Here is a 23,669-nt window from a genome sequence, read left to right as displayed (position 1 = left end):
ACTCGACGCACCCACGAGCTCCCACCCAAGACATCGTATCCAGCGACCGCGGTTGCGGTCCTTGTCGGCCGAGAGCAACCATCACCCATGCTAGATCGACCGGAATGCTCGGCTAGTCCGAAAGTTGTGATACTCGTGCTGAGTTTTGAGCATAGCTAGGGGCGGGTCATGCACCCGGGCCGACCCTCACTGTGCAGGACTAGCTAAGCTCGTTGTTTAATTTGAATGTTGCAGTTTCTGCACTGACAACGTTTCAGAAATAATGCCGTCAAGCAAGCGCGCTCGGGCACCTGCCCGAGCGCGATATCACTCGCTCGTTCTAAACGATTGCCCGGGCTGGGTAAGTCGTGTTACTGTCACGGAAAATCGCGCGTAAGTATTTGCTCGCATTAAGCACCGATGCTAATTGTTGACTGGAGTCTTCGGAATCCCGCCAACCGTGTTAGCGAGGTGTGGCAGCATTACTTAACCTTGCCTTTACTATTTGAAGGTATGCTGCTAGCGCGATTGGCCGCGCTCGGGCAAGAACACGCGCATTAACATAACCCTAGCAACTGAAACCTAAAGGATTGTGACGATGCAGAAACTCAACTCCAAGTTCGTTTTTGGGGCCGCTGCGCTCCTTGCCGCCGGCCTGGTTTCCTGCGGCGGTTCCGATCCGGAATCGGACGGCAACTCTGGCAGTACCTCTGAGAGTGCTTCGGCGGACGGAGCCATTACCGAGCTGGCTCTTTCCAGCAATATTGCCCTCAATGGTGCAGGTGCATCGTTCCCGGCTCCGCTTTATCAGCGCTGGTTCCAAGAATTCAGTAACGCTCAATCAGAACTGCAAGTTAACTACCAGTCTGTTGGGAGTGGGGCAGGCGTCGAACAATTCACTCAGGGAACGGTGGACTTCGGTGCGAGCGATGTCGCCATGACCGATGAAGAAATGGCGGCGATCGAGCGCGGTACGATTCTGCTGCCGATGACTGCGGGTAGCGTCGTGCTCGCATACAATGTTCCGGGCGTCGAGAGCGGCTTGAATCTCTCGCGCGACAACTATACCGGCATTCTGCTCGGCGAGATTACGAAGTGGAACGATCCCGCGATCGCAGCCGACAACCCCGATGTCGAGCTGCCCGACCAGCAGATTACGGTCGTTTATCGCTCCGATGGCAGCGGCACCACGGGCGTCTTCACCAAGCATTTGAGCGCGATCAGCTCCGATTGGTCGGAGAAGATCGGCGAGGGCAAGTCGGTTGACTGGCCGACCGGCGTCGGTGCGAAAGGCAATGAAGGCGTAACCGCACAAATCACCCAGACTCCGGGCGCGATCGGCTACATCGAGTATGCTTACGCCAAGCTCAATGAGGTGCCGTTTGCAGCCCTCGAAAACCAGGAAGGTAACTTCATCCTGCCTAGCGACGAATCTGCCTCTCTGACGCTAGCGGCTGTGGAGCTTCCCGACAACCTGCGCGCCTTCATCACCGATCCCGAAGGAGCTGACTCTTACCCAATCGTGACGTACACCTGGATGTTGGTTTACGGGTCCTATGAGGATCCCGACACGGCAAAATCCATAGAAGCCACGATCGAATTCGGGTTGAATCAAGGCCAGGACATTGCGCCGGAGTTGGGCTACATCCCGCTGCCGCAAAACGTGCGGGAGCGCGTCGCTGCTGCGGCTGATGTCCTTTCTCCGGACTACGAGATTGTCGTCAAGTAAAGCTTGTTGGGAGCCGCGCGGCGCGCGGCTCCCAAACTGCGACCCGAGCCACGCTGGCTAGGGGTTGCTACGACCTGTTGGATCTTGACGCTCGCGTATTTACCATGAACGCCCCCCCCGCGCCCAAAAATACGTTCCAGTTGCCGCGCCGCGCTGCCATCGAGCTCAACCTCGACCGCGGCTTCTTGTGGACTACCCGCATTTTTGCCTATAGCATCGCCTTCGTGATCCTTGCCATCGGCGTGCTGATTATCCAACGCGCCCTGCCGGCAATCGGTGCTTTCGGGCTTGGTTTTATCTTCAGAAGTGCTTGGAACCCCGTTCAAGACGACTACGGCGCGCTGCCGATGATTGCCGGAACGCTCATCAACAGCGCGATCGCGCTATTTTTTGCGATTCCTCTGGGCATCGGCTCGGCAATTTTCTTGAGCGAAGACTTCATGCCCAAGGCCGTGCGGACGCCACTGGTGTTCCTCGTCGAATTGCTCGCAGCGATTCCGAGTGTCGTGTACGGCCTGTGGGGGATCTTCGTACTGATTCCACTCTTACGGCCGTTCCAACAGTTTTTGCACGATTCCTTCGGATGGTTTCCCCTGTTCAGTACGCCACCGGCCGGACCGGGGATGTTTCCCGCCTCGATCGTGTTGTCGATCATGGTCCTCCCGATAATCATTGCGATTTCGCGCGACTCGCTGGCGCAGCTACCGCCAGAGTTGCGGCAAGCTTCTTTGGGCCTGGGTGCAACCCGCTGGGGCACGATCTTCCGAGTCTTGCTTCCAGCCGCGTTTTCCGGAATCGTGGGCGGCATCATGCTGGCATTGGGACGCGCCATGGGCGAAACGATGGCTGTAACGATGCTCGTTGGTAACTCCAACCGGCTTAGTGCATCCCTGTTTGCACCGGCTAATACGATCGCCTCGCTGATCGCGAACCAATTTGCAGAAGCATCGGGATTGCAGGTAGCAGCACTCATGTATGCTGGCTTAGTCCTGTTCGCGCTCACGTTTGTTGTCAATGTCCTGGCCGAGTCTATCGTCCGTCAGGTGAAAAAGTTTTAAGTCGCTCTTCTCGGTAGGTATTGCCGTTCGCGGCGGCTGCCGTTTGTCTTTAGGAGGTCGAGCAGACCGTGGCATCCCCCAATCTCGAAGCAACATCAGCTCCGCTTACACTGGCCAGCCTCCAACGCAAAACCGACAAGTCTTCCTTGTTTGGCATGGCAATGACGGTCCTATCGGGGCTGTTTATGGCAATTGTGTTGCTGCCGCTCTTTGCAGTTTTGATCTACGTATTGATTAAGGGTGGCGCACGCCTCAACCTCGACTTGTTCACCCAATTGCCACCGGCAGCTGGTTTGCAAGGGGGCGGGATCGCCAACGCGATCGTCGGGACGATTGTCCTACTGGCGATCGCCTCGGGGATTAGCGTACCCGTAGGCATATTGGCAGCAGTGTACCTCTCGGAGTTCAGCAATCCGCGCACCGCACGCTGGATTCGCTTTGGCACGAACGTGCTCAGCGGCGTGCCGTCGATTATTGCCGGCATTTTTGCCTATGGTTTGGTCGTGATCGTAACGGGTACCTTCTCGGCGATCGCGGGGGGCGTGGCCCTATCCGTGCTGATGTTGCCGACGATCGTGCGCACAACCGATGAGGCACTTCAATTGGTATCCCAAGAGGTGCGCTGGGCGTCAGTAGGCTTAGGTGCATCGGACTATGCCACGGTACTAAAGGTGGTGATACCGGCAGCGACTTCGGCAATCTTGACCGGCGTGACCCTGGCGATCGCGCGGGCAGCCGGCGAGACGGCCCCGCTAATTTTCACGGCATTGTTCAGCTTCTTCTGGGTTCAAGGCGTGATGGAGCCGACGCCGTCGTTGGCGGTGCTGGTGTATAACTTCGCGATCGTTCCGTTCAAAGACCAGCAAGAGTTGGCATGGGCGGCGTCGCTGATTTTGGTATTGTTGGTGCTATTGACGAGCATATTATCGCGGTTGGCAACGCGGGGTCGCTAGATAGCCATCCGCTCTGGCTCGCCAGCAAGCATGAAACGCTCGATCTCAAGCCATCCTGACGCAAACGTCGATCTTAATGAGAGACCAAGACTATGACCTCGAACGGTAACGCCGAGAAGCCTGTTTTCAGAACTGAAAAGCTCGACATTTACTATGGGAAATTCCTGGCAGTCGAGCAAGTGGTATTAGAGGTCCCCCAGAAACAGGTAACGGCTTTTATCGGACCCTCGGGCTGCGGCAAAAGTACGTTGCTGCGCTGCTTTAACCGCCTCAACGACTTGATCGATGGCTTCCACATTGACGGCAAGATTTACTACCACGACATCGACCTTTACGATTCAAGCGTTGATGCCGTTCAGGTACGCCGCCGCATTGGGATGGTCTTCCAGCGTCCAAATCCATTCCCGAAGTCGATTTACGACAACATCGCCTACGGTCCGCGCATCGTCGGTCACGAGGGGAGTATGGACGATCTCGTCGAAGACTCGCTGCGACGCGCGGCGCTGTGGGATGAAGTCAAAGATAAGCTGCAGGAGAACGGTCTATCGCTGTCAGGGGGTCAGCAGCAGCGCTTGTGCATCGCCCGGACGATCGCGGTGAAACCAGACGTGGTGTTGATGGACGAGCCTTGCTCGGCACTCGACCCGATCTCGACGCTGAAGGTAGAGGAGCTGATTCACGAACTCAAGCAGGATTACAGCATCATCATCGTCACGCACAACATGCAGCAAGCAACGCGCGTGGCGGACATGACCGCGTTCTTTAATGCGCGGGCTACCGAGACCGGTGGGAAGCGCGGCTACTTAGTGGAGTTCAATCGCACGCGAGAGATCTTCGAAAACCCACAAGAGCAATCTACTCAGGATTACGTCAGCGGTCGTTTCGGCTGATTTCCCCCCGCACTGGCTCTCGTTCGCCGCCAAGAGGAGAAAGCAGAGGAAGGCAGCGACTCTTGAGCCGAAGTTAATCAATTCGCAAAATATAGCAACGCTCAATAAGGGGTAGGCACGCGATCGCAACAGACATGCCCGAAATGCTTTGCGCCCAATTGCTGCTCGCTGTCCGGTGCGTATAGCAATCCTCATTGGGGTTGAGACAAACACCGTCCAAGAGGCAATTGCTGGACGCAGCGAGCTGCCCTAACTGAATTGGCGGCTGCTATATGCCTAGGTTGCCAGATTCGCGGCCCGGTGGTCGGAGCTTCCCATTGGGAAGGCCCGTTACTCGGACCGAGCGGCGATGTCACAAGTTGCGCGCGCCAGGGCAACCAGTTTTAGCGTTGGCGGAAAAGCACGCTCCGCCTGGATCCGTGCGATGTCTTCCGGGCTTGCCGACCACCCCCCCGCATCCGCGATCGCCCGCACGACGTCGCCGCGATCGATCGTGCCCGCCAGCGTGCCGGCCGGCGAAAGCACCGTGATGTGCGGATCGGTCGTTGCGTCGAGCGCCAAGACGACATCCGCGAGTGTTGCCTTTTCGGCAATGGACGGCACGCTTTCTAACGGCCGTGCGATGTCGGCTAAGGTCAGGTGCTCCCAGTCCGCGCGCGCGATCGCCTGTAGATCGGAGACGACAATCGCGCCGCGGTAGCGACCGTCAGAGGCTGCATACAGCGGCCGGGACTGCAATTTGTCGTCCAGAATAACCGTATCGGCAAACTCGCGTAGGGTTTGCGTGGCGTCGAGAACGCGCAGCTTGCGGGTCATGGTGTCGGCCGCAGCAATCTGAAGCAAGATTTCCTGCAATGCCGTCACGCGCTGGTAGCGGCCGGCATTCTGGAACACGAACCAGCCGATAGCAGCAATCCACAGCGTTGCGAATGACCCGCCGACCAGGGATGCGAACAATCCCAACGCGATTGCCAGCAGCCCCAACGTTTGTCCCGAGGCAGCCGCCCAGCGTGCTGCCCGCAGGCGATCGCCTGTCAGCTTCCAGAGCGCGGCTTTGAGCACCTGACCGCCATCGAGCGGCATGCCCGGAATTAAATTAAATAGCCCCAGTACCAAATTGATCCGCGCCAGGTCGAGGACGAATGGCTGCAACGCGGTTGCGTTTGACGCCAGTGCCAGCGCGAAGAACATGCCGCCCAAGCTCAAACTCACTACCGGACCCGCGATCGCCACCTGAAAGGCTTTGCCAGGAGTCTCGGATTCGCGATCGATCGTAGCAATACCGCCGAACAGAAACAGAGTAATCGACTGCACGGGAATGCCTTGAGCCTTAGCCACGAGGCTGTGTCCTAGCTCGTGAAGAAGCACCGACCCAAATAACAACAAGGCAATCGCGAACCCGATTGCCCAACCGAGCAAAGGATTGCTCTCGGTCACCCACCCTTTCGCGTTTGCATTTGCCGCATTCGCAAAGGTAACGAACGCCAGAATGAGAAACCACGATGCATTGACATAGAGCGGAATGCCAAAAAGCGTTCCGATTCGCCAGTTTGCTCCCACCTACCAGCCCTCCGCGCTAGGGATTGCTTCCCAGCATAGACGACCCCGCCGCATCGCTACGGGCAGGCGATCGCCCGACCGGGTTAATCCGTTGCAGCACCGAGTTCGTCGGTAGCTTGCTGGATCTGCTCCTGCGACGCATCCAGATCTTGCTCGATCTTGTCTTCAATATCGGCAAGGACGCCGCTTTCGTTTTCCTCAACCGTTTGCTCGTCCGGAATTTCGTATCGCGAGTCGCTCGGACGCTGTGACAGAACCGCACAGCTTGCCAGCGTCAGGGCGATCGCGCCCAACAAAAAATCGCGCACGGGGAACCTCCTGCGATCGGCAGCGTTACATGCAATCCCGCCCGCCTGCAGCAAAAAACTCGGCGATCGCCCGACCGCAAGCCGTGAGGGGAATTCCATTTTCAGTCAGGAACCTGAAGTCGGCGAACGCCTCGGTGAATCCCTGCAGTAATGCCGCGTCAAAGATAGTAAGCGGTCATTGCATTGGCTGACGCTCCTCCCACTATTCTCACTATGATAATTCCACTCGCGAGCTAATTATGTCGAAGCCAAAACGCGTGACCGCTCCCAACTCGCTGAGGATGGATCCAGTGGGTGTGTCGACAGCTACCCAGTCAGAGGCAAATACCTAGCTGACGGACACATCTCCTGAAACCCCTGAAATCTCACCAAGAACTTGCGTGGCTTGAAGCGCTTGTGTAAGTCAGAAAGGGGAAAATACTTCTAGCCGGGCTGTCCCAGGTTGCGGCAACTGACTGCTAGAACTGCACCCAGAGAACCGAGTTTTGGGCAAGACATCCTCGGAACTCCACTCGAAATTGCGCCTGAGACGACATCTCAAGAGTTGCGCTAAACTATCACAACTACTTCTCTATTCAAGCAGCATAATGAAAGATTTGACACAACAAACATGCATTCCCTGTTCCGGAAATTCCCCGCGCTTGAGCTCGGTGGAGATTGCAAGCTTGACCCCGCAAATCCCTGAATGGCAAGTAGTTGAAGACGATGGGGAACTACATCTACAGAGGATCTATCGGTTTCGGAATTTCACGAATGCGCTATCTTTTACCCTTTTCGTTGGTGCGATCGCCGAGGAAGCCGGGCATCATCCGGTGTTGCTAACCGAATGGGGGAAAGTGACCGTAACTTGGTGGACTCACGCGATCGGTGGACTGCATCAAAACGATTTCATTATGGCAGCTAAAACAGATTTTATCGCGCTGAATCTACAAAAGATGGCAGAGGAGTTCCCCCTACCATCTAATGTTGGGTTAAGCTTTGCCGACTTGCCGAGCAAGCGGAACCCGTCAGTGAATTGACTCCGTCAGACTGTTCTATTGAGTGGTTTCGCACTCCCTTCGAAGTCACAAATCGGGGGAAACGGCAAAAACCCCGAACTTCAGCAGCTCAACCATTTGCCCTACTAAACGTTGAAACGTTCCAACTTCCAGCAATGGGCTTGGTGGCACGCATCCCACATGCAAAATATTCTTCTCCCTTCCTCCTGGCGCCGTTCTCCTTCGGAGGAACTCGATCGAGTCAAACAGCAAAAGTCCCGATAGGGCGAGCTTGTATCTCTTTCTACCTTGTATCTCTTTCTGCCTTGGGCGCGCGTACCTTCATATCTTTACCCTACCCCTGTCAAACAAGAAGCGCCGGCTAAAGATGAGAGAACGACAAAAAAGTACAAGTTTCGATTCAATCCGCTTAATGTCTTGTCATCTTAAACAGATGCTTGGCGACGGTGATGCTGCTGGCGGTTGAACTGCCGTTCGGATGCGCTGAGAGTGGGAGACTCGACCGGAGGACGCATGTCCCATTGCAATTCCGATAGCAACACCAGGCTGCCCCCAATGACAAGGCCGGTAAAGAGGAACTGCCAGCCCAGAACGAGCGGCAGCAGGGAGATGGCAAGCAAATGAATGCTGCCGATGCCCAGAAACGTTCGCGATCGCAGGCCGATACCCGTGAAGAAATAGCCCAGGGCGACAATACCAAACCACAGAGGGCAAAGATTCATCAAAACAATCCCCCACCCTAGGAAGATGCCGAGATCGGTCAGGACGACGCCCGAGATCGTCAGCAGCCCCCACATGCGAACGACCCAAGACAGCTGCTCGACTCGCGCCCAGAAACGAGTTAGGGTTGCCACGATTATCGTGCCTGTTATCGTCAAAGCCGTCCAAAGGTAGGCTTGAAACACCCAACTAAGGGGGGAGAACTGAGCGGTAGCGAAAATCGCGATCGCGATCGAACTCCAGAGCAGCAGCGCTTGGTCGACGCGCGTATAGAATGCGGAGTGCAGCTGCACGGTTCCAAGTTGCAGTCGAACCTGCAGCAAGCCGCGTAGGTCTTGAATATCTAATTCTGATTGTTTAGGGCGCAATAAGGGCTCTTGGCTAATACCGAACGACATTCCTGAAAAGTATAAGCTTCTTAGTTTTTCTTAATCAATCTTAACACCTGGCGGGTTTTGCGGTCCGGTGGGTGCAGCGCGGGCGGACGGCGTTCGCTACGCTTTTACCTGACGTTATTTTCCGTGGGGCTCGGAGGACGGGGTCCCAGGCGGTGTCATGCAGGATAGCAGTACGCCGGTTGCCAGCGATCTCGTGTTGATCGGCGGCGGCCACAGCCACGCGATCGCGCTGCGGATGTTTGGGATGCAACCGCTGCCGGGCGTTCGATTGACGTTAATTAGTGACGTCACTCACACGCCGTACTCGGGCATGTTGCCGGGTTACGTAGCTGGGTTTTACGGCTACGACGAGGCCCACATCGACCTGCGCCGCTTGGCCGAGTTTGCTGGCGCGCAGTTTTATCGGACGCGCGCGATCGGTCTCGATCTGGAGGCGCAACGCATCCTCTGCGATCGCCGCCCGCCCGTTGCGTTCGATTGGCTGTCGGTCGATATTGGCAGTACGCCTGTTGCTGCCGCCGTCCCCGGTGCCGCCGAGCATGCCATTCCCATCAAACCCGTGCCGCAGTTTCTGGGGGCGTGGGAGCAACTACTTGCCGAGGTTGCCGCACAACCTGATAGTCTTTGGCGCCTTGCGATTGTCGGGGGCGGTGCGGGCGGCGTGGAACTAGCCCTAAATGTCCAACACCGCCTGCACGAGGTGTTGCAATCCGCCGGCCAGTCCCAAGATCGCCTGGAACTCCATTTGTTCCATCGCGGCAAGGTGCTTTTGAAAGAGCACAGTCGTTGGGTGGGCGATCGCTTGCAGCGCATCCTGACCGCACGCGGCGCACACATCCACCTGAATGAAGACGTTCGGGAAATCTTCCCGGACAAAGTTGTATGCGCGTCGGGGTTGACGGCGGACTGCGATCGCGCGTTCTGGGTAACGCAGGCCTCGGCGCCAGCATGGGTAGCAGCGTCGGGATTGGCAACGGACGCCCGCGGCTTCGTTCTCGTGGGCGACACGCTGCAATCGGTGTCCCACCCCCGCGTCTTTGCAGCTGGCGACATTGCCACCATGCGCGATCGGCCGCGGCCGAAAGCCGGCGTGTTTGCCGTGCGGCAAGGACGACCGTTATTTGAGAACCTGCGGCGCTGTTTGCAAGTCCGCCCGGCCCGTCCGTTCGTTCCGCAGCGGCGTTACTTGAGCTTGATCGGTACCGGCGACCGCAGCGCGATCGCGTCGTGGGCGGGGTTGGGCTGGCACGCTCGCTGGTTGTGGGTTTGGAAGGATCGTATCGACCGCCGTTTCATGGAGCAATTCGAGCACCTGCCCGCGATGACCGCATCGTCTGCTCCGGGGTTGGCGTCCGTGCCGGCGAACGCGGACTTGCGGCACATGTACTGTGCGGGTTGCGGTTCGAAGGTCGGCAGCAGAACGCTAGGGCGGGTCTTGCAACGCCTGGAAGCGGTCGATCGCCCGGACATTGCGATTGGCTTGGAAGCTCCAGACGACGCCGCGATCGCCCGCATCCCCACCGGTTACGCGATCGCCCATACGGTCGATTACTTTCGCAGCCTTGTCAGCGACCCGTTTGTCTTCGGGCAGATTGCGGCCAACCACTGCCTCAGCGACTTGTTCGCCATGGGAGCAGCGCCGCAAAGCGCGTTGGCGATCGCGACCGTTCCCCATGGGACGCCGGCCAAGACCGAAGAAGTGCTCTACCAACTGCTGGCAGGTTCATTAGAGGTGTTGAGCGATTGCAACGCCGCGCTCGTGGGCGGTCACTCCACGGAAGGCAGCGAGCTAGCATTTGGACTGGCGTGTAACGGTCTCGTGCCCGAGGATGCAGTGTTGCGGAAGGGCGGCTTGCAAGCCGGTCAGGTGTTGATATCGACCAAAGCGATCGGGACGGGCGCGCTGTTTGCCGCCCACTTGCAGCGACTCACGCGCGGGCGCTGGATCGATGAGGCGATCGCCTCAATGCTGATGTCGAACCGGGTAGCGGCGGACTGCTTCCGCGCCCACGGTGCTGCGGCATTAACAGACGTAACCGGCTTCGGCTTACTCGGTCACCTACACGAGATGCTGCGCGGGTCTGCAACTAATGCTGCAGTGGGAGCCGAGATCGATCTCGATTGCGTGTCGTTTTTGCCCGGCGCGATCGCGGCCGTGCGGTCGGGAGCAACGAGTTCGCTGCACCCCCAAAATGCTGAAGTCGCGCGCTTCGCGCGCTGTACCGATGCCGTGCGCCAACTGCCCCAATTTCAGCTGCTGTTCGACCCGCAGACTGCCGGCGGTCTGCTTGGAGCGGTGCCGGGCGATCGCGTTTCGGACTGTCTGGATGCCCTTCAAGCAGCTGGTTACGACAGTGCTCGGGCGATCGGGCGGGTGGTACGAGCAGACAACCCAACTCGACCGATCGCGATCGACAGCACAATCTAAGCGCGGTTGCCGCTCTTGGCTAAAGGTTAGGTGAAGCAAGGTTGCTGCAGATCCTGGCGATCGCTTGCCCCTCAATCGACCGCTTGCAGTGGGCGAGAGACCGCCTGCAGGACCGACCGCGGACCGAGGGTGCGGAGCAACTCGAATTGCGCGCGATTGCGCGCGAATAGCGTTCCGGCAAACCCCAAGGCGTTGACCGGAATGCCCTGGTACTCTGCATGCGTGCGGGGGACCACCATTAACCAGTCCCGCGTCAACAGCAAATTGTGCGGCGGCGGCATTGCCGCTTCCCGTTCTCCATCGATCGCCGCGATCGCCTGACGATATCGTGCCTGCATCGTCGCTACTGTTGCACCTGCTGGCAGAAACGCAAGCGAGTGGGCAAACGGCAGCAAAGGACTGCGCGCGATCGCCTCGGAGCTACCAGCTGGCACAGCCGCCGCGATTGCCCCGGCAATTGGCAAATCGGCGCCACCCGGACCGAGCGGCAGCGGTACGACTTGCAAATGCTTGTGTTGCTGACTTGCCCCCGCCACCGGACCGGAATTATAGAACGCCAGTCCCGGGGCTTCCGCCAGGCACGCCCGAGTTGCTTCCCAGTCGCGATCGCTCAGCCAGCTAGCTTGCTCCTCGTAGGCTCGCGTCACGATCAGCAGGTGTCCGTCAACGACGTTGAACTTGTTGAGCAAACACACGTGCGTTGCCGAAATATCCATTACGAATAGGTCGCGTTCGTAAGGCAAAAACGGATCGAAGGGCTTGCTATCCGCTCGGGACTGACGCTGCACCTGCGTTGCTCGTTCTTTGCGCGCGATCGCCGCCAAAACCCGCACAACAAATTCGATCCCGTCCTGCTCGACAATCGCGGTCGTCGTCGGCAGCGACTGCAACGCTCCGCTAGCCTTCGCACTCACCTGTCGCTGCCGGACAGTCTCCCAAAGCGTGTCCGGATGGTGCAGTAAGGTCGGACTGGGGGGATTCGTCTCGGTCATGGCGAGCATCGGGGATGAGTTGAGGCAATCGCGCACAACTTGGCAGCTGTGTTGTTACTCCAGTTCGCTCTGCGGCAGCTTGCCGCATCGAAATCCTACCTCACGCGACGAACCAAGCAGGCGGCTGACTCCGGTCAGATACCCGAACCGTCAAGAAACTCCTGGATCTCGCGGTCTCGCAAACGGCAAGCTGGCTGCTGTGGCTCATTGCGCTCGGTAGTCACGCAATTGCCGACCAATTCTTCCTTCGGCGATTGAAGGCTGCGCAGTTCCTTTACCTGCTGCTCGAGAGATTCGATGCGATCTAACAGCACTCGAATAGCCGACGCCTCAGAATCCGGTAAGCTGCCGTGCTCTAGCGGGTTCACCTGCACGCCCGAGCGGTGCACCACCCGGCCCGGAACGCCTACCACCGTGCAATCCGAGGGTACGCCGCGTAACACTACCGACCCCGCACCGATCCGCACGTTGTCGCCGATTTGAATATTGCCAAGCACCTTCGCGCCCGCACCCACCACTACGCACTCGCCGAGCGTCGGGTGGCGCTTGCCTATTTCTTTTCCGGTGCCACCAAGGGTCACGCCCTGATAAATCAAACAATAATCGCCGACGATCGCTGTCTCGCCGATAACGACGCCCATCCCGTGATCGATAAACACGCCCCTGCCGATTTGCGCGCCGGGGTGAATCTCGATCCCGGTCAGCGATCGCGAGAGCTGCGAAATTAAGCGGGGGATTAACGGTAGACCCAACGTGGATAGCCAGTGGGCGCAGCGGTGAAAGATCAGCGCTTGCAAACCGGGGTAGCACAACAAGACTTCTAGCCAATTGCGCGCGGCCGGGTCGCGTTCGAAGATAATGCGAAAGTCGGCAAACAGGGTAGACAGCATCAGCGGCGTGCGGAGGCGATATTAAAGCTGGAAATACTCAAATCATCCTATCGCTTTGGCGAACGGCCGCCAATCCTCTCGGCGAATGGTTACCCCGCGATCGCCACCCATCTTTAAGTCGATCGCTCACGAGCCCCCTTCCAAAAAAACGGATTAAACGGGGCGTCCAGCGCTAGCTAGGGCAACCTACAACTGCCACGAACGCCGACCGGGCGACTGCCGCAATACCGCGCGTAGGTGCGCCACAATCGGAAATTGGTAGTACTCCATCATCAGCCAGACCATGCAGGCTGCGTGCAGTACTAGCGTCAGGATCGTCCAGACAACTGGCAGCCACGCCAGCGCGCTGCTCGGGTCCGACGGGAACAAATAGGCTGCTGTCCCGACGATCGTCGGCGGCAACCCCACGAAGACTAGCGCCGCGATCGCGTAGCTCCAGCTCATCTCCGATCCGCCGTGCCGGACGCCACGCCAGCCGCGCCCGTGCCAGTACCAGCTGAGCGGAACTTGGCTGTCGGCTAGTTTGAGAATCTGCCGATCGAGATCTGCCGTGAAGATGTGCTGGCAGAAACTGCAAGCGAAGGCATCTTCCATCAAGGGCATTGCTTGCGTTTCACCGCGGTGGCAAATGGGACAAGGATAACTATCGCGTGGGTCCAAGCGGCGAACGGACGAGTTGGACATCGGATCGCTCGAAGTTACATAACAACGGTCGGAAGGAAGCACTCGCGCCAGCGATCGCGCTGGAAAAAGAACTCGCCAGGTGGTTCAGGCTAAGTTTGATGGAACCTGCGACGCCTGCCAGCGCTCCAGCTCCGAGCGGATGTCGGTTTGCAGGCGATCGCGTTGCACCTCGGTGCCGGACTGAAAGTTGCCCGGCTTGTCGAAGAAAATAATGCTGTCGACGGATTGCATTGCTGTTAGCCGCCAAATTACCTCGACCACAGGCACCGACAGCGCCACAACCTTCATATCTGCGTTCGGCTGCGAGCATATGGCATCCTCGCGCTTGGCAAAGGCATAAACGAGGCGCTTCTCAACTCCAGGTTGAGTGCGGCTGCGGACGGTTGTCAACAACCAGTCGCCGCGATCGAGGGTCTGCAGAATGTAATAGTGTTCGCTAGCCAGCAGGCGGGCATAGCGCGCCAGAATCGGACCGATTGCCTCGGCGATCGCGCGAGGCATATGACTGCCATCTTGCGGGGCATCGGCGACGAGAACCTGAATTTGCGCGTCAATATCCATGCCGGCTTTACGTACGGGCTGTTTTGCGAAACTACCGCCATTATAAGAATTGCTTGCCCGCTCGCCGGCGCTTGCAACGACTCGCAACGACATTGCTTGCCATCTTGCCATGACTGCTGCTCGAGGCTCTCAGCGCCCGACCGGTTTTACCTCGCTGCGCCGCCGTTTGGCGACTCTCCCGCCTCCCATCCCCGAGGAATCCATCCCGCTGCGCGTGATGGTCCAAGTACTCGTGGCCATTGGCATCGGTGCGACCGACCTGGCGGCGGGAACGTCCACGGCTCTGTGGGCGGTGCCGGCCAGCTGCGTGGGGGCGTACTGGAGCTGGCTGCGCCGGCGCGATCGCAACGTCTCCACGAAGTTCGCGATCTCGATCGGGATGCTGGTGGCGACGGTGACGTTTTTTGGACGTTTGCTTGCCAGCCTTAATGACACGCGCTTGGTGCTGGCGGAGCTGCTCATCCACCTGCAGATTCTGCACAACTTCGATCTGCCGCGCCGCAAAGACCTAGGCTATTCGATGGTCATCGGACTGATTTTGCTTGGAGTAGCGGGTACGTTGTCGGAAACGCTGGTTTTTGCACCCGCGCTCCTTACCTTTTTGGTCGCCGCGCTGCCGGTCCTTGTCCTCGATTATCGATCGCGGTTGGGGCTGGAGACGCGCTGGTTTGCCGGTCGCAAGCCAGAATCCCCGGCAGCCCGGATGCAATCGCCCCTAGCACCGCAGCAGTTGGGCGTGTTGTTGCTGATGGTGTTGGGGCTGGGGCTGGGAATTTTCGCGGTGATGCCGCGGTTTCCGGGCTACCAGCTGCAGCCCCTGTCCGTGGGCGCGCCGTCGGATGTCAGCGATCGCGGCTTCGACTCCGAGGCACGCGTCACCACCAATCCCGGTTACGTCAACCCCGGCGACCTGGGAAGTGGACTCGGCGCAAACGAATATCTCAATCGCGCCTCCGGCGCAGGCCCGCTTAATCCGACCTACTACTACGGATTTGCCGATCGCATCAACCAAAACCTACGCGGACGCCTCGAACCGCGTGTGGTGATGCGCGTGCGCTCGCAAGCCCGCGGGTGGGCGCGGGTGCTGGCATTCGATCGCTATACCGGTCAGGGTTGGGAGATTTCCAAAACCGAAGAGCTAACCTCAGACCTAGAGCGCCCGCCATGGACGTATCGTTTCCGGCTGACCCTCCCCCGGCCGACGGAGGCGCAGACCCGACGGGTGGTGCAAACCTACGCAGTCACCGCCGATTTGCCCAATGTCATTCCGGCACAGTCGCTGCCCGAGTCGGTGTTTTTCCCGACCCGCGAGATTGCCCTCGATCCCAACCACGGCTTGCGCTCGCCGCTCCCGTTGCCCGACGGGTTAACCTACACGGTCATTTCGCAGGTGCCCATCCGCGATCGCACGGCATTGCGGCAAGCCAGCACCGACTATCCGCGCCACTTCAACGATCGCTATATGGAGGTGCCACCTGCCATTAAGGCGCGCGTGCGTGCGCGGGCGGAAGAACTGCTGGCCCAGTCGGAGCAACCACTCGTCGCACCCTACGAACAAGCGCTGTACCTGGCACAAGCACTCAAGCAGAATTACGAACTCCTGCCGGATCTCCCGTTTCTGAGCGAGGGAGACGATGTCGTCGATGCCTTCTTGTTTGCGTACGGTGGCGGCTACCCCGATCACTTTGCCACGACGCTGACGGTAATGTTGCGATCGCTGGGGATCCCGGCGCGACTGGCGACGGGGTTTGGACCGGGACAGTTCAATCCGTTCACGGGTCTCTACGTCGTGCGCAACACCGATGCTTACGCCATAACCGAGGTGTATTTTCCCGGTCACGGCTGGCTAGCATTCGACGCGATTCCGGGACACGAGATTATTCCGCCGTCGGCAGATGAAGTACAAACCTTTGGCGTACTGCGTCAATTCTGGCATTGGGTGGCCGGCTGGCTGCCGCCGCCGCTGACAGCGATTGTTGCCGACGTTTGGAGTGCGATCGCCTCGGGTCTGGCCTGGGCGGTGTCGGCGGTGTGGCGGCTGATGACGCGCGGGTGGGGCGGTGCATTTGTCGGACTGACGGGCGCGCTCGCGCTCGGCTGGCTGAGCTGGTTTGTTGGGCAGCAAGTGCAGGCATGGCGTTTCCGCCGCTATCTGTCACGGCTGCATCCAGCCGAGCGGCTGTATCGGCGCATGTTGCAGCTGCTAGCAATGCGAGGATATGCCAAGCATCCGGCACAAACGCCGCGGGAGTACGCGCGCGGGGTGTCTCCGCAGCTTGAAGCGGCACTTGCTGAGGCGATCGCGGATATCTGCACGGCTTATTCGAGCTGGCGCTACGGCGGCGTGGTACCAAATGCGGACTTCCTGCATCAGCAACTTCGCCTGCTCGCGCGCGGTCTCGACCGCGGGAGTTCGTAGGCGCAAGTGTTAGCCACCGCACTGGCAATTGCGCGGAATGGCCGTTCGACTGCCTAGGCTATTTCGCTCGTCAGGGCGCAGTGTTGGTCGGCATTGATGCGGCCGGCAGCGAGCAAGGTTTCCGCGATCGCCTCCAGAGTCAAGACAGCATGAGCCTTGTAGCCACAATTTTCGAGGCGAGCGCCGACGCCGCGACCGTGGTCCACGAACACGACGATGTCGCGAACCTTCAACCCCGCCGCTTCTAGTTTCTGCGCGCCCTCGATCGCACTTTTGCCGCTAATCAGGATGTCGTCCACGACGACGGCTGTTTCCCCCGGCAAAAAATGCCCTTCGATCGCGCGACGGGTACCGTGGGCTTTCACCTCTTTGCGCGGATAGATCATCGGTTGCTGCAGGTACAGCGACAAACCGGTTGCCGTCGGCAGTGCGCCGTAGGGAATGCCCGCAATGCGATCGAACTCCAGCGGTCGCAGCAGTTCGGCATAGGCGTGAAGCATCAGCTGGAACACTTCTGGATTGGAGATGGCTTTGCGTAGGTCTATGTAGTAGGCAAACCGCTCTCCCGAGGCTTGCACGAAGTTGCCGAACAAAAAGCAATCCAGGTCGAACAACTGCAAGATCAGCTGCTGGTGCGGTCGCGAGACCAGCAAACACACGTCCGGTTGCCAAAGCTCGCAGCGCAGCTCGGCGCGGGTTGCCTCGGCACGCGATTGCGCGATCGTCTCGTTGAGGGCCGCCACCTCACGTCCGACGTCCGGACCTGCCAGCACATCTACTGGCGCGGGAACGAGCAACCCGCTGCCATAGCGATCGAGACCGGCTTTAAGCAACGGCGATACATCCGCCAGCGACCACAAGCTCCGCACCAAAATCCAGCGCTCGGGAGCGAGCGATCGCACGGCCGCGAGCACCGCCGGGTCGGTCGTCCCCACCTCCAGCGCTACCTGTTCGTGCGTGCCCCAACCCCGAGCCGCCCGTACGACTTCTAAATACAGCGGCTCGATGTCAGGCGATCGCGTTGCCGGATAGTCCTGAATTTCAGCCGCCGTGGGATTGGAGGTGTGGCAGAGCACGAACACGGCGTGGTTCGAGTACAGCAGAAACGGCGCGATCGCGTCTTGGCCGGCGTAAGGCGTTACCGTGATGGCATCAATGCCCCACGTTGCGAAGGCAGTTTCGGCAACATACGAGCTGGCATTGAGATCGCCGTGTTTGGCATCGAGGATCGTCGGCATGTCGTCGGGAATCGCCGCCAGCACCTGCGTTAACAAGTCCATGCCCGCCGCACCTTGCGCTAGATAGAGTCCCAACGAAAGCTTGTACGCACAAGCGCGATCGTAAGTTTGTTCGACGATCGCCTGCAGGTGTGCCAGCCAGTCGGTGCCCGGCGGCAGCAGCTCAGGGTTGGGATCGAGTCCGATCGCGAGCAGGCTGTTGTTCCGGGCGATCGCGCGGTTTAACGTCTCGGCAAAACTCATTGTGTCTTAGGACAGGAGGTGGAATGGGGTCAGCCGACTGACGGTTGCGTCCGTCTGCTTCCCATATTTTGCGATCGGTCCGGCAATTACTACTGGTAATTGCTTATTCTCGGCGTTGCGAACTGAGGCCGGGACGAACCACGGGCGGCACGCCCGGACCAACAGTTGTTCTGCGGCCGGCGGTCGAGCAGATTGCTTGGCAGTAAGGGTGGGGGATAGTCCGGCGCGAAAGCAGGGGCACCTGTCCTCAGTAAGGTAGATTAAGGCGAAAAACTATTCTCCCGTTACCAACCCATGATGCCTACCGTTCTCCCACCCGGACCGCGCACGCCGCGCCCGGTGCAACAATTGCAGTGGATTGCCGATCCCTTTGGCTACCTCGATCGCGCCGCAGCTCGGTTCGGGCACTGCTTCAGCACCAAGATTGCTGCTGGGGGCAATGTGCCGTTTGTAATGTGTTCCGATCCGAGTGCCATCCAGGAGATCTTCGCCCTCGGTCCCGATCGCAGCCTCTCGGGTAGGATTAACGCCTTCCTGAGCGATTTCTTTGGCGATAACTCCATCTTGCTGCTCGACGGCGCTCCCCACAAACGCGCGCGCAAGCTATTGATGCCGCCTTTCCATGGCGAGCGTATGCGCGCCTATGGCAACCTTATCTGCCAGATCGCCCGCGACGTCTACAGCCAACTCAACGCTGGCGATCGGGTTATCGCACGCCAGCTGATGCAGACGATTACCCTGCGCGTTATCATTCGCGCCGTTTTCGGGTTGAGCGACGAACGCGCCGAAACCGAACTGCTGCAATGGTTGGACATCAACCGTTCGCCAGCGGGAGCTGCCATTGTTTTCTTGCGCTTCTTGCGCCAAGATCTCGGTGCGTGGAGTCCGTGGGGTCAATTCGTGCGGCGACGCGAGCGCACCCGCAGCATGTTGCAAGTGGAAATCGACGCGCGCCGCCAGCATGGGGACTTTTCTGGGGACGACATCTTGACGATGTTGCTCCAGGCGCGCGATGAGGAGGGCATGCCCCTTGACGATGTGGAAATTGTCGACGAATTGCTGACGTTGTTGGTCGCCGGTCACGAAACAACGGCAACAGCTCTGGCGTGGGCTTGCTACTGGGTGCATCGCGACCCGTCGGTGCGCACCCAGCTCCTTGACGAACTAAAGGCTCTCGGTCCCGACCCCGACCCTAGCGCGATCGCCCGCGCGCCTTACCTAAGCGCCGTCTGCAACGAGGCACTGCGCATCTATCCAGTCGTGCCGATTGCCGTGCCGCGCATCCTCACCCAAGCCGCTACTATCGGCGATCGCGAGTACCCCAATGGCAGCATCCTCGTGCCGTGCATTTACCTGGCGCACCGCAATCCCGACCTGTATCCCGACCCCGAACGGTTCTGCCCCGAGCGCTTCCTAGACCGACAGTACGGTCCGGGTGAGTTTTTGCCCTTTGGAGGCGGCAGCCGACGCTGCATTGGCTACGCCCTCGCGCTGACGGAAATGAAACTCGTCCTGGCCATGCTGATGCTACACGTCAACTTCGAGCTAGCCGAACCGGAACCTGTGCTGCCCAGTCGGCGCGGGGTAACGCTAGCACCAGCCACCGGCGTGCGGATGACCGTCCTCAGTCCAACTAGCGATCGCGCCGTTGCGGCTGTCACTAGTTGACGGACGCGATCGCTCTACCAAACTGTCGCCCGCCGATGGGAGCCAGCCCACAGCATCCAACTGCGGGTTGGCCGGTAATATGGGTAGGTGCAATAAGGTCGAACCCCAACGGCGAGCTTGGCATAGAGGTCGCTGGGCAGGCGAACGGCTGACAATTAGCACGAAGTGAGTTGCCCAACCCTGCAACAGAGCGGAACATAGAGGAGGTAGACAGGGAAGATCGGTCGGCACGGGCTCAGTCGGCAACTAGTGTGATCTGAGTTACCTGGCTCTGCGTCCCGTCTTTGGATGCGGTTGCGCGAACGGTATAGCGGGTGCCGCTACCGGTAGATGCTTGCGGCACTTGCACTCGAAACTTGCCGTTATCGTCGGCAATAACTTCGGTATCAACCAAGCGATCCTCATTCAGGCTTGCTAGTCCGCCGAACAAAGGTCGGCTGGCATCGGCCTCGATTGCAACCGTTGCATTGGGCTGTGTTTGCCCGACGATCGTGAACCCCCCGCGGACAGAATCGCCGTTAGTGTGACTGGTGAATGCGGGACGCAACGGGAAGGTGTCTGGCGAATCCGCTGTTTCGTCGCTGCTATCGCCCGCATCACCTGCCTCGACTAACGGACCCTCTAAAGCCGCCGTCGCGCCGCTGAATTGTACCGATTCTGGTGCCGCTGCATTCAACACCTGACCGTCGCTGGTCAAACGACCGACAGCTACGCCGCCATCAAAATTGTCGTTCTGACCGACAGCTAGCGTTGCTACATAGATGCCCGATGAAACTTCCTGGGCTGGTAACGTGCGGACGCGATCGCTCGTTACCAGCAATACCGACCCGCGCGCTCCGGGCGTCCCTTCAATCGTGACCAAGAATGTTGCACCCGCCCCCAGGGCTTCACTAGCAGCATTGTGCGTTACCGAGTCAATATCTAATTGCTCGGCTGGCTTTCGGACGGTGAAATTCCAGCGCACCGTGCGTTTTTCTCCGCCGTTACCTTGGTAGGTAACCCGCACGTTGTTCTCGCCACTAGGCAGCGGCGAATCGGGTTTGTAGCTAAAGAAGTTGGGGTCGATCGTGCTCCGACCGGTGACATCGGTGTCATTCACAAACACTTTCACCGTTCTCGGATCGACGGTTGTCTCTCCCGGAGTGCGAAACAACCCCGAGATAGACGTGGTCGGCGACACGTCCTGACTGTCGATTGCCGGCTCGACGTTTACAACACGTTGAGCGCGCGCGGGTGGTGTCAGCTCGGGTGCCAATACTAACAGCCCTACCCCTGCCAATCCCACAATGAATGAATTTCGCATGAGACAACTCCTCCTTAGGTCTGCTCGAATCGGTTGCGTTCGATCTGCGTCGGTCGAGCGGCTGCTCGAAACTTTACTCAGTTTTGAGCTTTATTTGCGCTTTCACCGATCGACCTACCAGAGTTCTTAAGTAAACCGCGCGAGATTCCCTTTGCGGGCAAACATTTTTAGTACTGAATATACGTTAGCTCGATGGAATCATCTGCAGCAACTCTTGCCAAGAGTGAATCAACCATCAAGGGTTCGTAGTTTAGTCGCTACAAACCCTTTAGTTGAGAATACGGACGCTTTTCGTAAGAATTCGCAACTATTAAGAAATGCAACTACATCGCGATCCCGAAAAGCCATTTCCAGTAAGGATCTTGCTATCTAGCGCATTGTAAAAATGACGTCGATCTCTAGAATTGCTCGTTTATTGATAGATGGCATCCACTACTCCCGCATCCACCGAACTCGCAGCAAGTTTGCCAAAGGAATGGGAACTGGAGATCGGCCGTGAAGTTGGAGAGGTCCGAATGTATTCGAGCGAGGTTCGTGTTTTCAAGTCAGCGGACTTCGATGACGACCTCGCTGTCGAAGATGCCATTTCCCGACACTTGCTGGCTGGCTTGAATGCCACGTCCGATCAATTCAACGCGGACCCCAGCTGAGGCAGGAGTATAGCGTCCCTTCAGAGAGAGCGCATTACGACCGCGCTGCAAGTGAGGGGACAAGTCGAGCAGAATTCCGTTACTGCCGAAAACCTCAAATAAGGAACGACCGTCGAGTTCCACTTGCCCCGAAAGCGTTGTAGTCGAATCTTGAGCTCGAACCTTAAGCAAGAGCGGTTCCCGTAAGGTATCTGGGCTGACTACTATCGTTAGGCTTTGACGAGAGGCTGCCTCGGCAGGAAACGGTCGCGCGATCGCCGATGTTGCTCCCGAAATCGGGACGGGAGTACCATTCAGCCAAATTCCGGCAAATGAAGCCGTTACCAATAAAAGTAGAGTTCGATCGGCGCGCAGGCCAAACATCGTTTTAAGCTCCCCAGATAATAAATGTGAATGAGAGTGATTCTCCGCCCGAAAGTAAATCTCTTGCTCGGATACACTCACACGCCACTGCTAATTTACAACCATCAAATTGCAAAAAAAACACTTCGCCAATAGTTTCTTTTCACAACTGGCGTTGCGATCGCCTCTGACCGAGACGTGCTCGGAGGTTGTTGTTGGTGCGCGGCGATCGAGCAAGAGGTCGGACTTCTTTTCCTCTGAATTGTAGGAAGTGCACTTGGGATTGTGGTTCGGCTAGTCTAAGAGGTCGTCTGCTGGATTGCGGACATCAACCCCAACATTACTGCGTACGTTTACTGTCGGACCGTTCACACCCGTTGGATTACCTTCACCTCCGCGAAGCTTGTGGCGGACGTTCCGCTCTTGACGGACGGGTCCGTCGCCACCAACATTGACCTGCACGCCAGTTGTAGTGCTCGAATTGCCCGAGCACGTTCCTTCGTTGTCAAAATTGACGCGATTACGGCGTTGGGTATTCGGATTGCGGCTGACATTCATTTGAACGGATATGTCAGATTGAACGCACTGAGCCACAACAGGTTCGGGAATGCAACAGAAAAGCAACGATCCCAACGATACGAGACTTCCCAGATAAATTCGCTTCAGCGTCATGGTTGATATCCTCATGTCCTGATTTGTTGGCTTTCGATTATCGACAAATAGTGCGGATGCTGCTGCTCTGGCGACTGTATTGACCGGAGCGATTGACCCTCGTGCTTTGTCGGATAGTACTGACCTCGTTGCCAGTGCAGGGAAGAATCACAGGAGGTTTGAGCGGCCGGGTCCCCAATGGGGCGGGCAAACGGCGATGGGATGGCGGTGTGGGAGAACCCACCCGCGTGTTCCCGGTGTCGATCGTACTGCTATTACCATCGATGCTGATTCTGACGTCACCCGCTTCAATATCGATCTCGCTGGCACTGACTTGCGCTCCAGTGGCCAAAACTGCCACTGCGAGCGGGAACAGAAATTGTTTATAGAGCGGCATGTTACTTCATCAATTTCAATCCTTCGTGGAATATCTTACTCAAACTCCTGGGCAAGTCTAATCTGAAGGAAGGTGGCAGAATTAAGTCCGAGAAAACTGTCTCGTTCTATCTGCCACCGTCTCCCAGTCTGCGTGCCATCAAGCACGCATTTCTTTCTATTCGCGATCGCGAGGAGAGAATCAAGCGTCCTGCTTCGAAGGCAGTTTAATCTTTCTAGCGAGAGCGAGAACGTTTGCGGCTGGTGCGCGCGCGCCGATCGATTTGTCGCTGCTCTTGTACGCAAGTGCTACTGTTACCATAAACGTCGCAGGATTGATAAGCATCCTGGATAACAGCACTGTCACCGCTAGAGCGATCGCGCACGCTTTGTTGAATTTGCTCGCTGCGCTGATAGGTCGTGTTTCCGTCACCGGTCACAATCGATTCTTGGGTCGTTGTTTGAACGGTACCGCTGTCACCTCCCCCAGCCAATGCAGGGGTTGCAGTCAATCCGACCGTTGCCAGCGTCATAAGTCCAAGGGCGAGCTTTTTCATGGTTTTCTCCACTTCGTTTAGTGATTGTGAGCTAGAGCAGATGTTGCCCTCGCTAGCCGAACGAGCGAGCTTTGT

19 protein-coding genes and 1 pseudogene are annotated in these 23,669 nt (G+C 58.2%); 8 read left to right on the top strand and 12 right to left on the bottom strand.

The annotated features are described in order from the left end of the window. Positions 1-577 precede the first annotated feature (577 nt). The 4 genes from pstS to pstB all read left to right on the top strand — a co-directional run bounded on the left by pstS (position 578) and on the right by pstB (position 4,609). The gene (gene pstS / locus KR51_RS10380; protein ID WP_022607510.1) at positions 578-1,708 is read left to right on the top strand and encodes a phosphate ABC transporter substrate-binding protein PstS; all 1,131 of its coding nucleotides are present in this window, start codon (positions 578-580) and stop codon (positions 1,706-1,708) included. A 104-nt stretch (positions 1,709-1,812) separates the two neighbouring features. Further along, positions 1,813-2,766: a phosphate ABC transporter permease subunit PstC gene (pstC, locus tag KR51_RS10375; RefSeq protein ID WP_022607508.1), complete on the top strand. Its 954-nt coding sequence runs from the start codon at positions 1,813-1,815 to the stop codon at positions 2,764-2,766. A gap of 155 nt (positions 2,767-2,921) precedes the next feature. Further along, positions 2,922-3,719, top strand: a complete 798-nt coding sequence (pstA, locus tag KR51_RS10370; RefSeq protein WP_084202443.1) for a phosphate ABC transporter permease PstA — start codon at positions 2,922-2,924, stop codon at positions 3,717-3,719. A gap of 92 nt (positions 3,720-3,811) precedes the next feature. Next, positions 3,812-4,609 carry a phosphate ABC transporter ATP-binding protein PstB gene (pstB, locus tag KR51_RS10365; protein WP_022607504.1) on the top strand — a complete coding sequence of 266 codons (798 nt, stop codon included), beginning with the start codon at positions 3,812-3,814 and terminating at the stop codon, positions 4,607-4,609. 330 nt (positions 4,610-4,939) lie between these two features. On the opposite strand, the gene KR51_RS10360 is transcribed toward pstB, so the two are convergent. Together KR51_RS10360 and KR51_RS10355 are read right to left on the bottom strand one after the other, a co-directional pair. Further along, complete coding sequence (locus KR51_RS10360; RefSeq protein ID WP_022607500.1) at positions 4,940-6,169, bottom strand: site-2 protease family protein; 1,230 nt, start codon at positions 6,167-6,169, stop codon at positions 4,940-4,942. A gap of 83 nt (positions 6,170-6,252) precedes the next feature. Further along, entirely contained in the window at positions 6,253-6,576 is a 324-nt protein-coding gene (locus KR51_RS10355; protein WP_156915081.1) for a hypothetical protein, read from the bottom strand. A 488-nt stretch (positions 6,577-7,064) separates the two neighbouring features. Here KR51_RS10355 and KR51_RS10350 point away from each other — a divergent pair. Next, positions 7,065-7,394, top strand: a pseudogene (locus tag KR51_RS10350) (4a-hydroxytetrahydrobiopterin dehydratase); the annotation flags it as partial. Between the two features lie 506 nt (positions 7,395-7,900). On the opposite strand, the gene KR51_RS10345 reads toward KR51_RS10350, so the two are convergent. Further along, positions 7,901-8,563 (bottom strand): hypothetical protein, encoded by a 663-nt coding sequence (locus KR51_RS10345; protein WP_232214589.1) that lies wholly within the window; start codon positions 8,561-8,563, stop codon positions 7,901-7,903. Between the two features lie 187 nt (positions 8,564-8,750). On the opposite strand from KR51_RS10345, the gene selD reads away from it, so the two are divergent. Continuing rightward, on the top strand, positions 8,751-11,021 hold the full coding sequence (selD, locus tag KR51_RS10340) for a selenide, water dikinase SelD (protein ID WP_022607492.1): 2,271 nt from the start codon (positions 8,751-8,753) through the stop codon (positions 11,019-11,021). 71 nt (positions 11,022-11,092) lie between these two features. Here selD and KR51_RS10335 read toward each other — a convergent pair whose 3' ends face one another. The 4 genes from KR51_RS10335 to KR51_RS10320 form a co-directional block, all read right to left on the bottom strand. Continuing rightward, positions 11,093-12,013: an ATP adenylyltransferase family protein gene (locus KR51_RS10335; RefSeq protein WP_040655924.1), complete on the bottom strand. Its 921-nt coding sequence runs from the start codon at positions 12,011-12,013 to the stop codon at positions 11,093-11,095. Between the two features lie 134 nt (positions 12,014-12,147). Beyond that, positions 12,148-12,903 carry a serine O-acetyltransferase gene (cysE, locus tag KR51_RS10330; protein WP_022607488.1) on the bottom strand — a complete coding sequence of 252 codons (756 nt, stop codon included), beginning with the start codon at positions 12,901-12,903 and terminating at the stop codon, positions 12,148-12,150. Positions 12,904-13,089: 186 nt separating this feature from the next. Continuing rightward, positions 13,090-13,587 (bottom strand): hypothetical protein, encoded by a 498-nt coding sequence (locus KR51_RS10325; RefSeq protein ID WP_022607487.1) that lies wholly within the window; start codon positions 13,585-13,587, stop codon positions 13,090-13,092. Between the two features lie 84 nt (positions 13,588-13,671). Next, positions 13,672-14,259 carry a hypothetical protein gene (locus KR51_RS10320; protein ID WP_156915080.1) on the bottom strand — a complete coding sequence of 196 codons (588 nt, stop codon included), beginning with the start codon at positions 14,257-14,259 and terminating at the stop codon, positions 13,672-13,674. Here KR51_RS10320 and KR51_RS10315 point away from each other — a divergent pair. Next, positions 14,258-16,567: a transglutaminase TgpA family protein gene (locus KR51_RS10315; RefSeq protein ID WP_022607482.1), complete on the top strand. Its 2,310-nt coding sequence runs from the start codon at positions 14,258-14,260 to the stop codon at positions 16,565-16,567. The genes KR51_RS10320 and KR51_RS10315 overlap by 2 nt on opposite strands. Positions 16,568-16,620: 53 nt before the next feature. On the opposite strand, the gene KR51_RS10310 is transcribed toward KR51_RS10315, so the two are convergent. Continuing rightward, the gene (locus tag KR51_RS10310; protein ID WP_022607480.1) at positions 16,621-18,048 is read right to left on the bottom strand and encodes a bifunctional orotidine-5'-phosphate decarboxylase/orotate phosphoribosyltransferase; all 1,428 of its coding nucleotides are present in this window, start codon (positions 18,046-18,048) and stop codon (positions 16,621-16,623) included. Between the two features lie 294 nt (positions 18,049-18,342). Between KR51_RS10310 and KR51_RS10305 the strand changes: the two genes are divergently transcribed. Next, complete coding sequence (locus KR51_RS10305; RefSeq protein WP_022607478.1) at positions 18,343-19,716, top strand: cytochrome P450; 1,374 nt, start codon at positions 18,343-18,345, stop codon at positions 19,714-19,716. 235 nt (positions 19,717-19,951) lie between these two features. On the opposite strand, the gene KR51_RS10300 is transcribed toward KR51_RS10305, so the two are convergent. From KR51_RS10300 to KR51_RS10280, 4 genes are all read right to left on the bottom strand, one after another. After that, positions 19,952-21,019 (bottom strand): hypothetical protein, encoded by a 1,068-nt coding sequence (locus tag KR51_RS10300; RefSeq protein WP_022607477.1) that lies wholly within the window; start codon positions 21,017-21,019, stop codon positions 19,952-19,954. 545 nt (positions 21,020-21,564) lie between these two features. After that, on the bottom strand, positions 21,565-22,032 hold the full coding sequence (locus tag KR51_RS10295; protein WP_022607473.1) for a hypothetical protein: 468 nt from the start codon (positions 22,030-22,032) through the stop codon (positions 21,565-21,567). Between the two features lie 273 nt (positions 22,033-22,305). Next, positions 22,306-22,683, bottom strand: a complete 378-nt coding sequence (locus KR51_RS10290) for a hypothetical protein (protein WP_022607471.1) — start codon at positions 22,681-22,683, stop codon at positions 22,306-22,308. A gap of 590 nt (positions 22,684-23,273) precedes the next feature. Next, positions 23,274-23,594, bottom strand: coding sequence for a hypothetical protein (locus KR51_RS10280; protein WP_022607466.1), 321 nt, complete (start codon positions 23,592-23,594; stop codon positions 23,274-23,276). Positions 23,595-23,669 lie beyond the last annotated feature (75 nt).

Origin of the sequence: Rubidibacter lacunae KORDI 51-2 (assembly GCF_000473895.1) — a bacterium.
Lineage (GTDB): Bacteria > Cyanobacteriota > Cyanobacteriia > Cyanobacteriales > Rubidibacteraceae > Rubidibacter > Rubidibacter lacunae.
Note: the sequence above shows the minus strand (reverse complement) of the source record. Positions and strands in the feature narration are given on the sequence as shown.

Excerpts from the sequence above, each read along its gene's own strand:
- pstS (WP_022607510.1), top strand. The coding sequence starts at position 578 with ATGCAGAAACTCAACTCCAAGTTCGTTTTTGGGGCCGCTGCGCTCCTT.
- pstC (WP_022607508.1), top strand. The coding sequence starts at position 1,813 with ATGAACGCCCCCCCCGCGCCCAAAAATACGTTCCAGTTGCCGCGCCGC.
- pstA (WP_084202443.1), top strand. The coding sequence starts at position 2,922 with ATGGCAATGACGGTCCTATCGGGGCTGTTTATGGCAATTGTGTTGCTG.
- pstB (WP_022607504.1), top strand. The coding sequence starts at position 3,812 with ATGACCTCGAACGGTAACGCCGAGAAGCCTGTTTTCAGAACTGAAAAG.
- KR51_RS10355 (WP_156915081.1), bottom strand. The coding sequence starts at position 6,576 with ATGGAATTCCCCTCACGGCTTGCGGTCGGGCGATCGCCGAGTTTTTTG.
- selD (WP_022607492.1), top strand. The coding sequence starts at position 8,751 with ATGCAGGATAGCAGTACGCCGGTTGCCAGCGATCTCGTGTTGATCGGC.
- KR51_RS10335 (WP_040655924.1), bottom strand. The coding sequence starts at position 12,013 with ATGACCGAGACGAATCCCCCCAGTCCGACCTTACTGCACCATCCGGAC.
- cysE (WP_022607488.1), bottom strand. The coding sequence starts at position 12,903 with ATGCTGTCTACCCTGTTTGCCGACTTTCGCATTATCTTCGAACGCGAC.
- KR51_RS10325 (WP_022607487.1), bottom strand. The coding sequence starts at position 13,587 with ATGTCCAACTCGTCCGTTCGCCGCTTGGACCCACGCGATAGTTATCCT.
- KR51_RS10315 (WP_022607482.1), top strand. The coding sequence starts at position 14,258 with ATGACTGCTGCTCGAGGCTCTCAGCGCCCGACCGGTTTTACCTCGCTG.
- KR51_RS10320 (WP_156915080.1), bottom strand. The coding sequence starts at position 14,259 with ATGGCAAGATGGCAAGCAATGTCGTTGCGAGTCGTTGCAAGCGCCGGC.
- KR51_RS10310 (WP_022607480.1), bottom strand. The coding sequence starts at position 18,048 with ATGAGTTTTGCCGAGACGTTAAACCGCGCGATCGCCCGGAACAACAGC.
- KR51_RS10305 (WP_022607478.1), top strand. The coding sequence starts at position 18,343 with ATGATGCCTACCGTTCTCCCACCCGGACCGCGCACGCCGCGCCCGGTG.
- KR51_RS10300 (WP_022607477.1), bottom strand. The coding sequence starts at position 21,019 with ATGCGAAATTCATTCATTGTGGGATTGGCAGGGGTAGGGCTGTTAGTA.
- KR51_RS10295 (WP_022607473.1), bottom strand. The coding sequence starts at position 22,032 with ATGTTTGGCCTGCGCGCCGATCGAACTCTACTTTTATTGGTAACGGCT.
- KR51_RS10290 (WP_022607471.1), bottom strand. The coding sequence starts at position 22,683 with ATGACGCTGAAGCGAATTTATCTGGGAAGTCTCGTATCGTTGGGATCG.
- KR51_RS10280 (WP_022607466.1), bottom strand. The coding sequence starts at position 23,594 with ATGAAAAAGCTCGCCCTTGGACTTATGACGCTGGCAACGGTCGGATTG.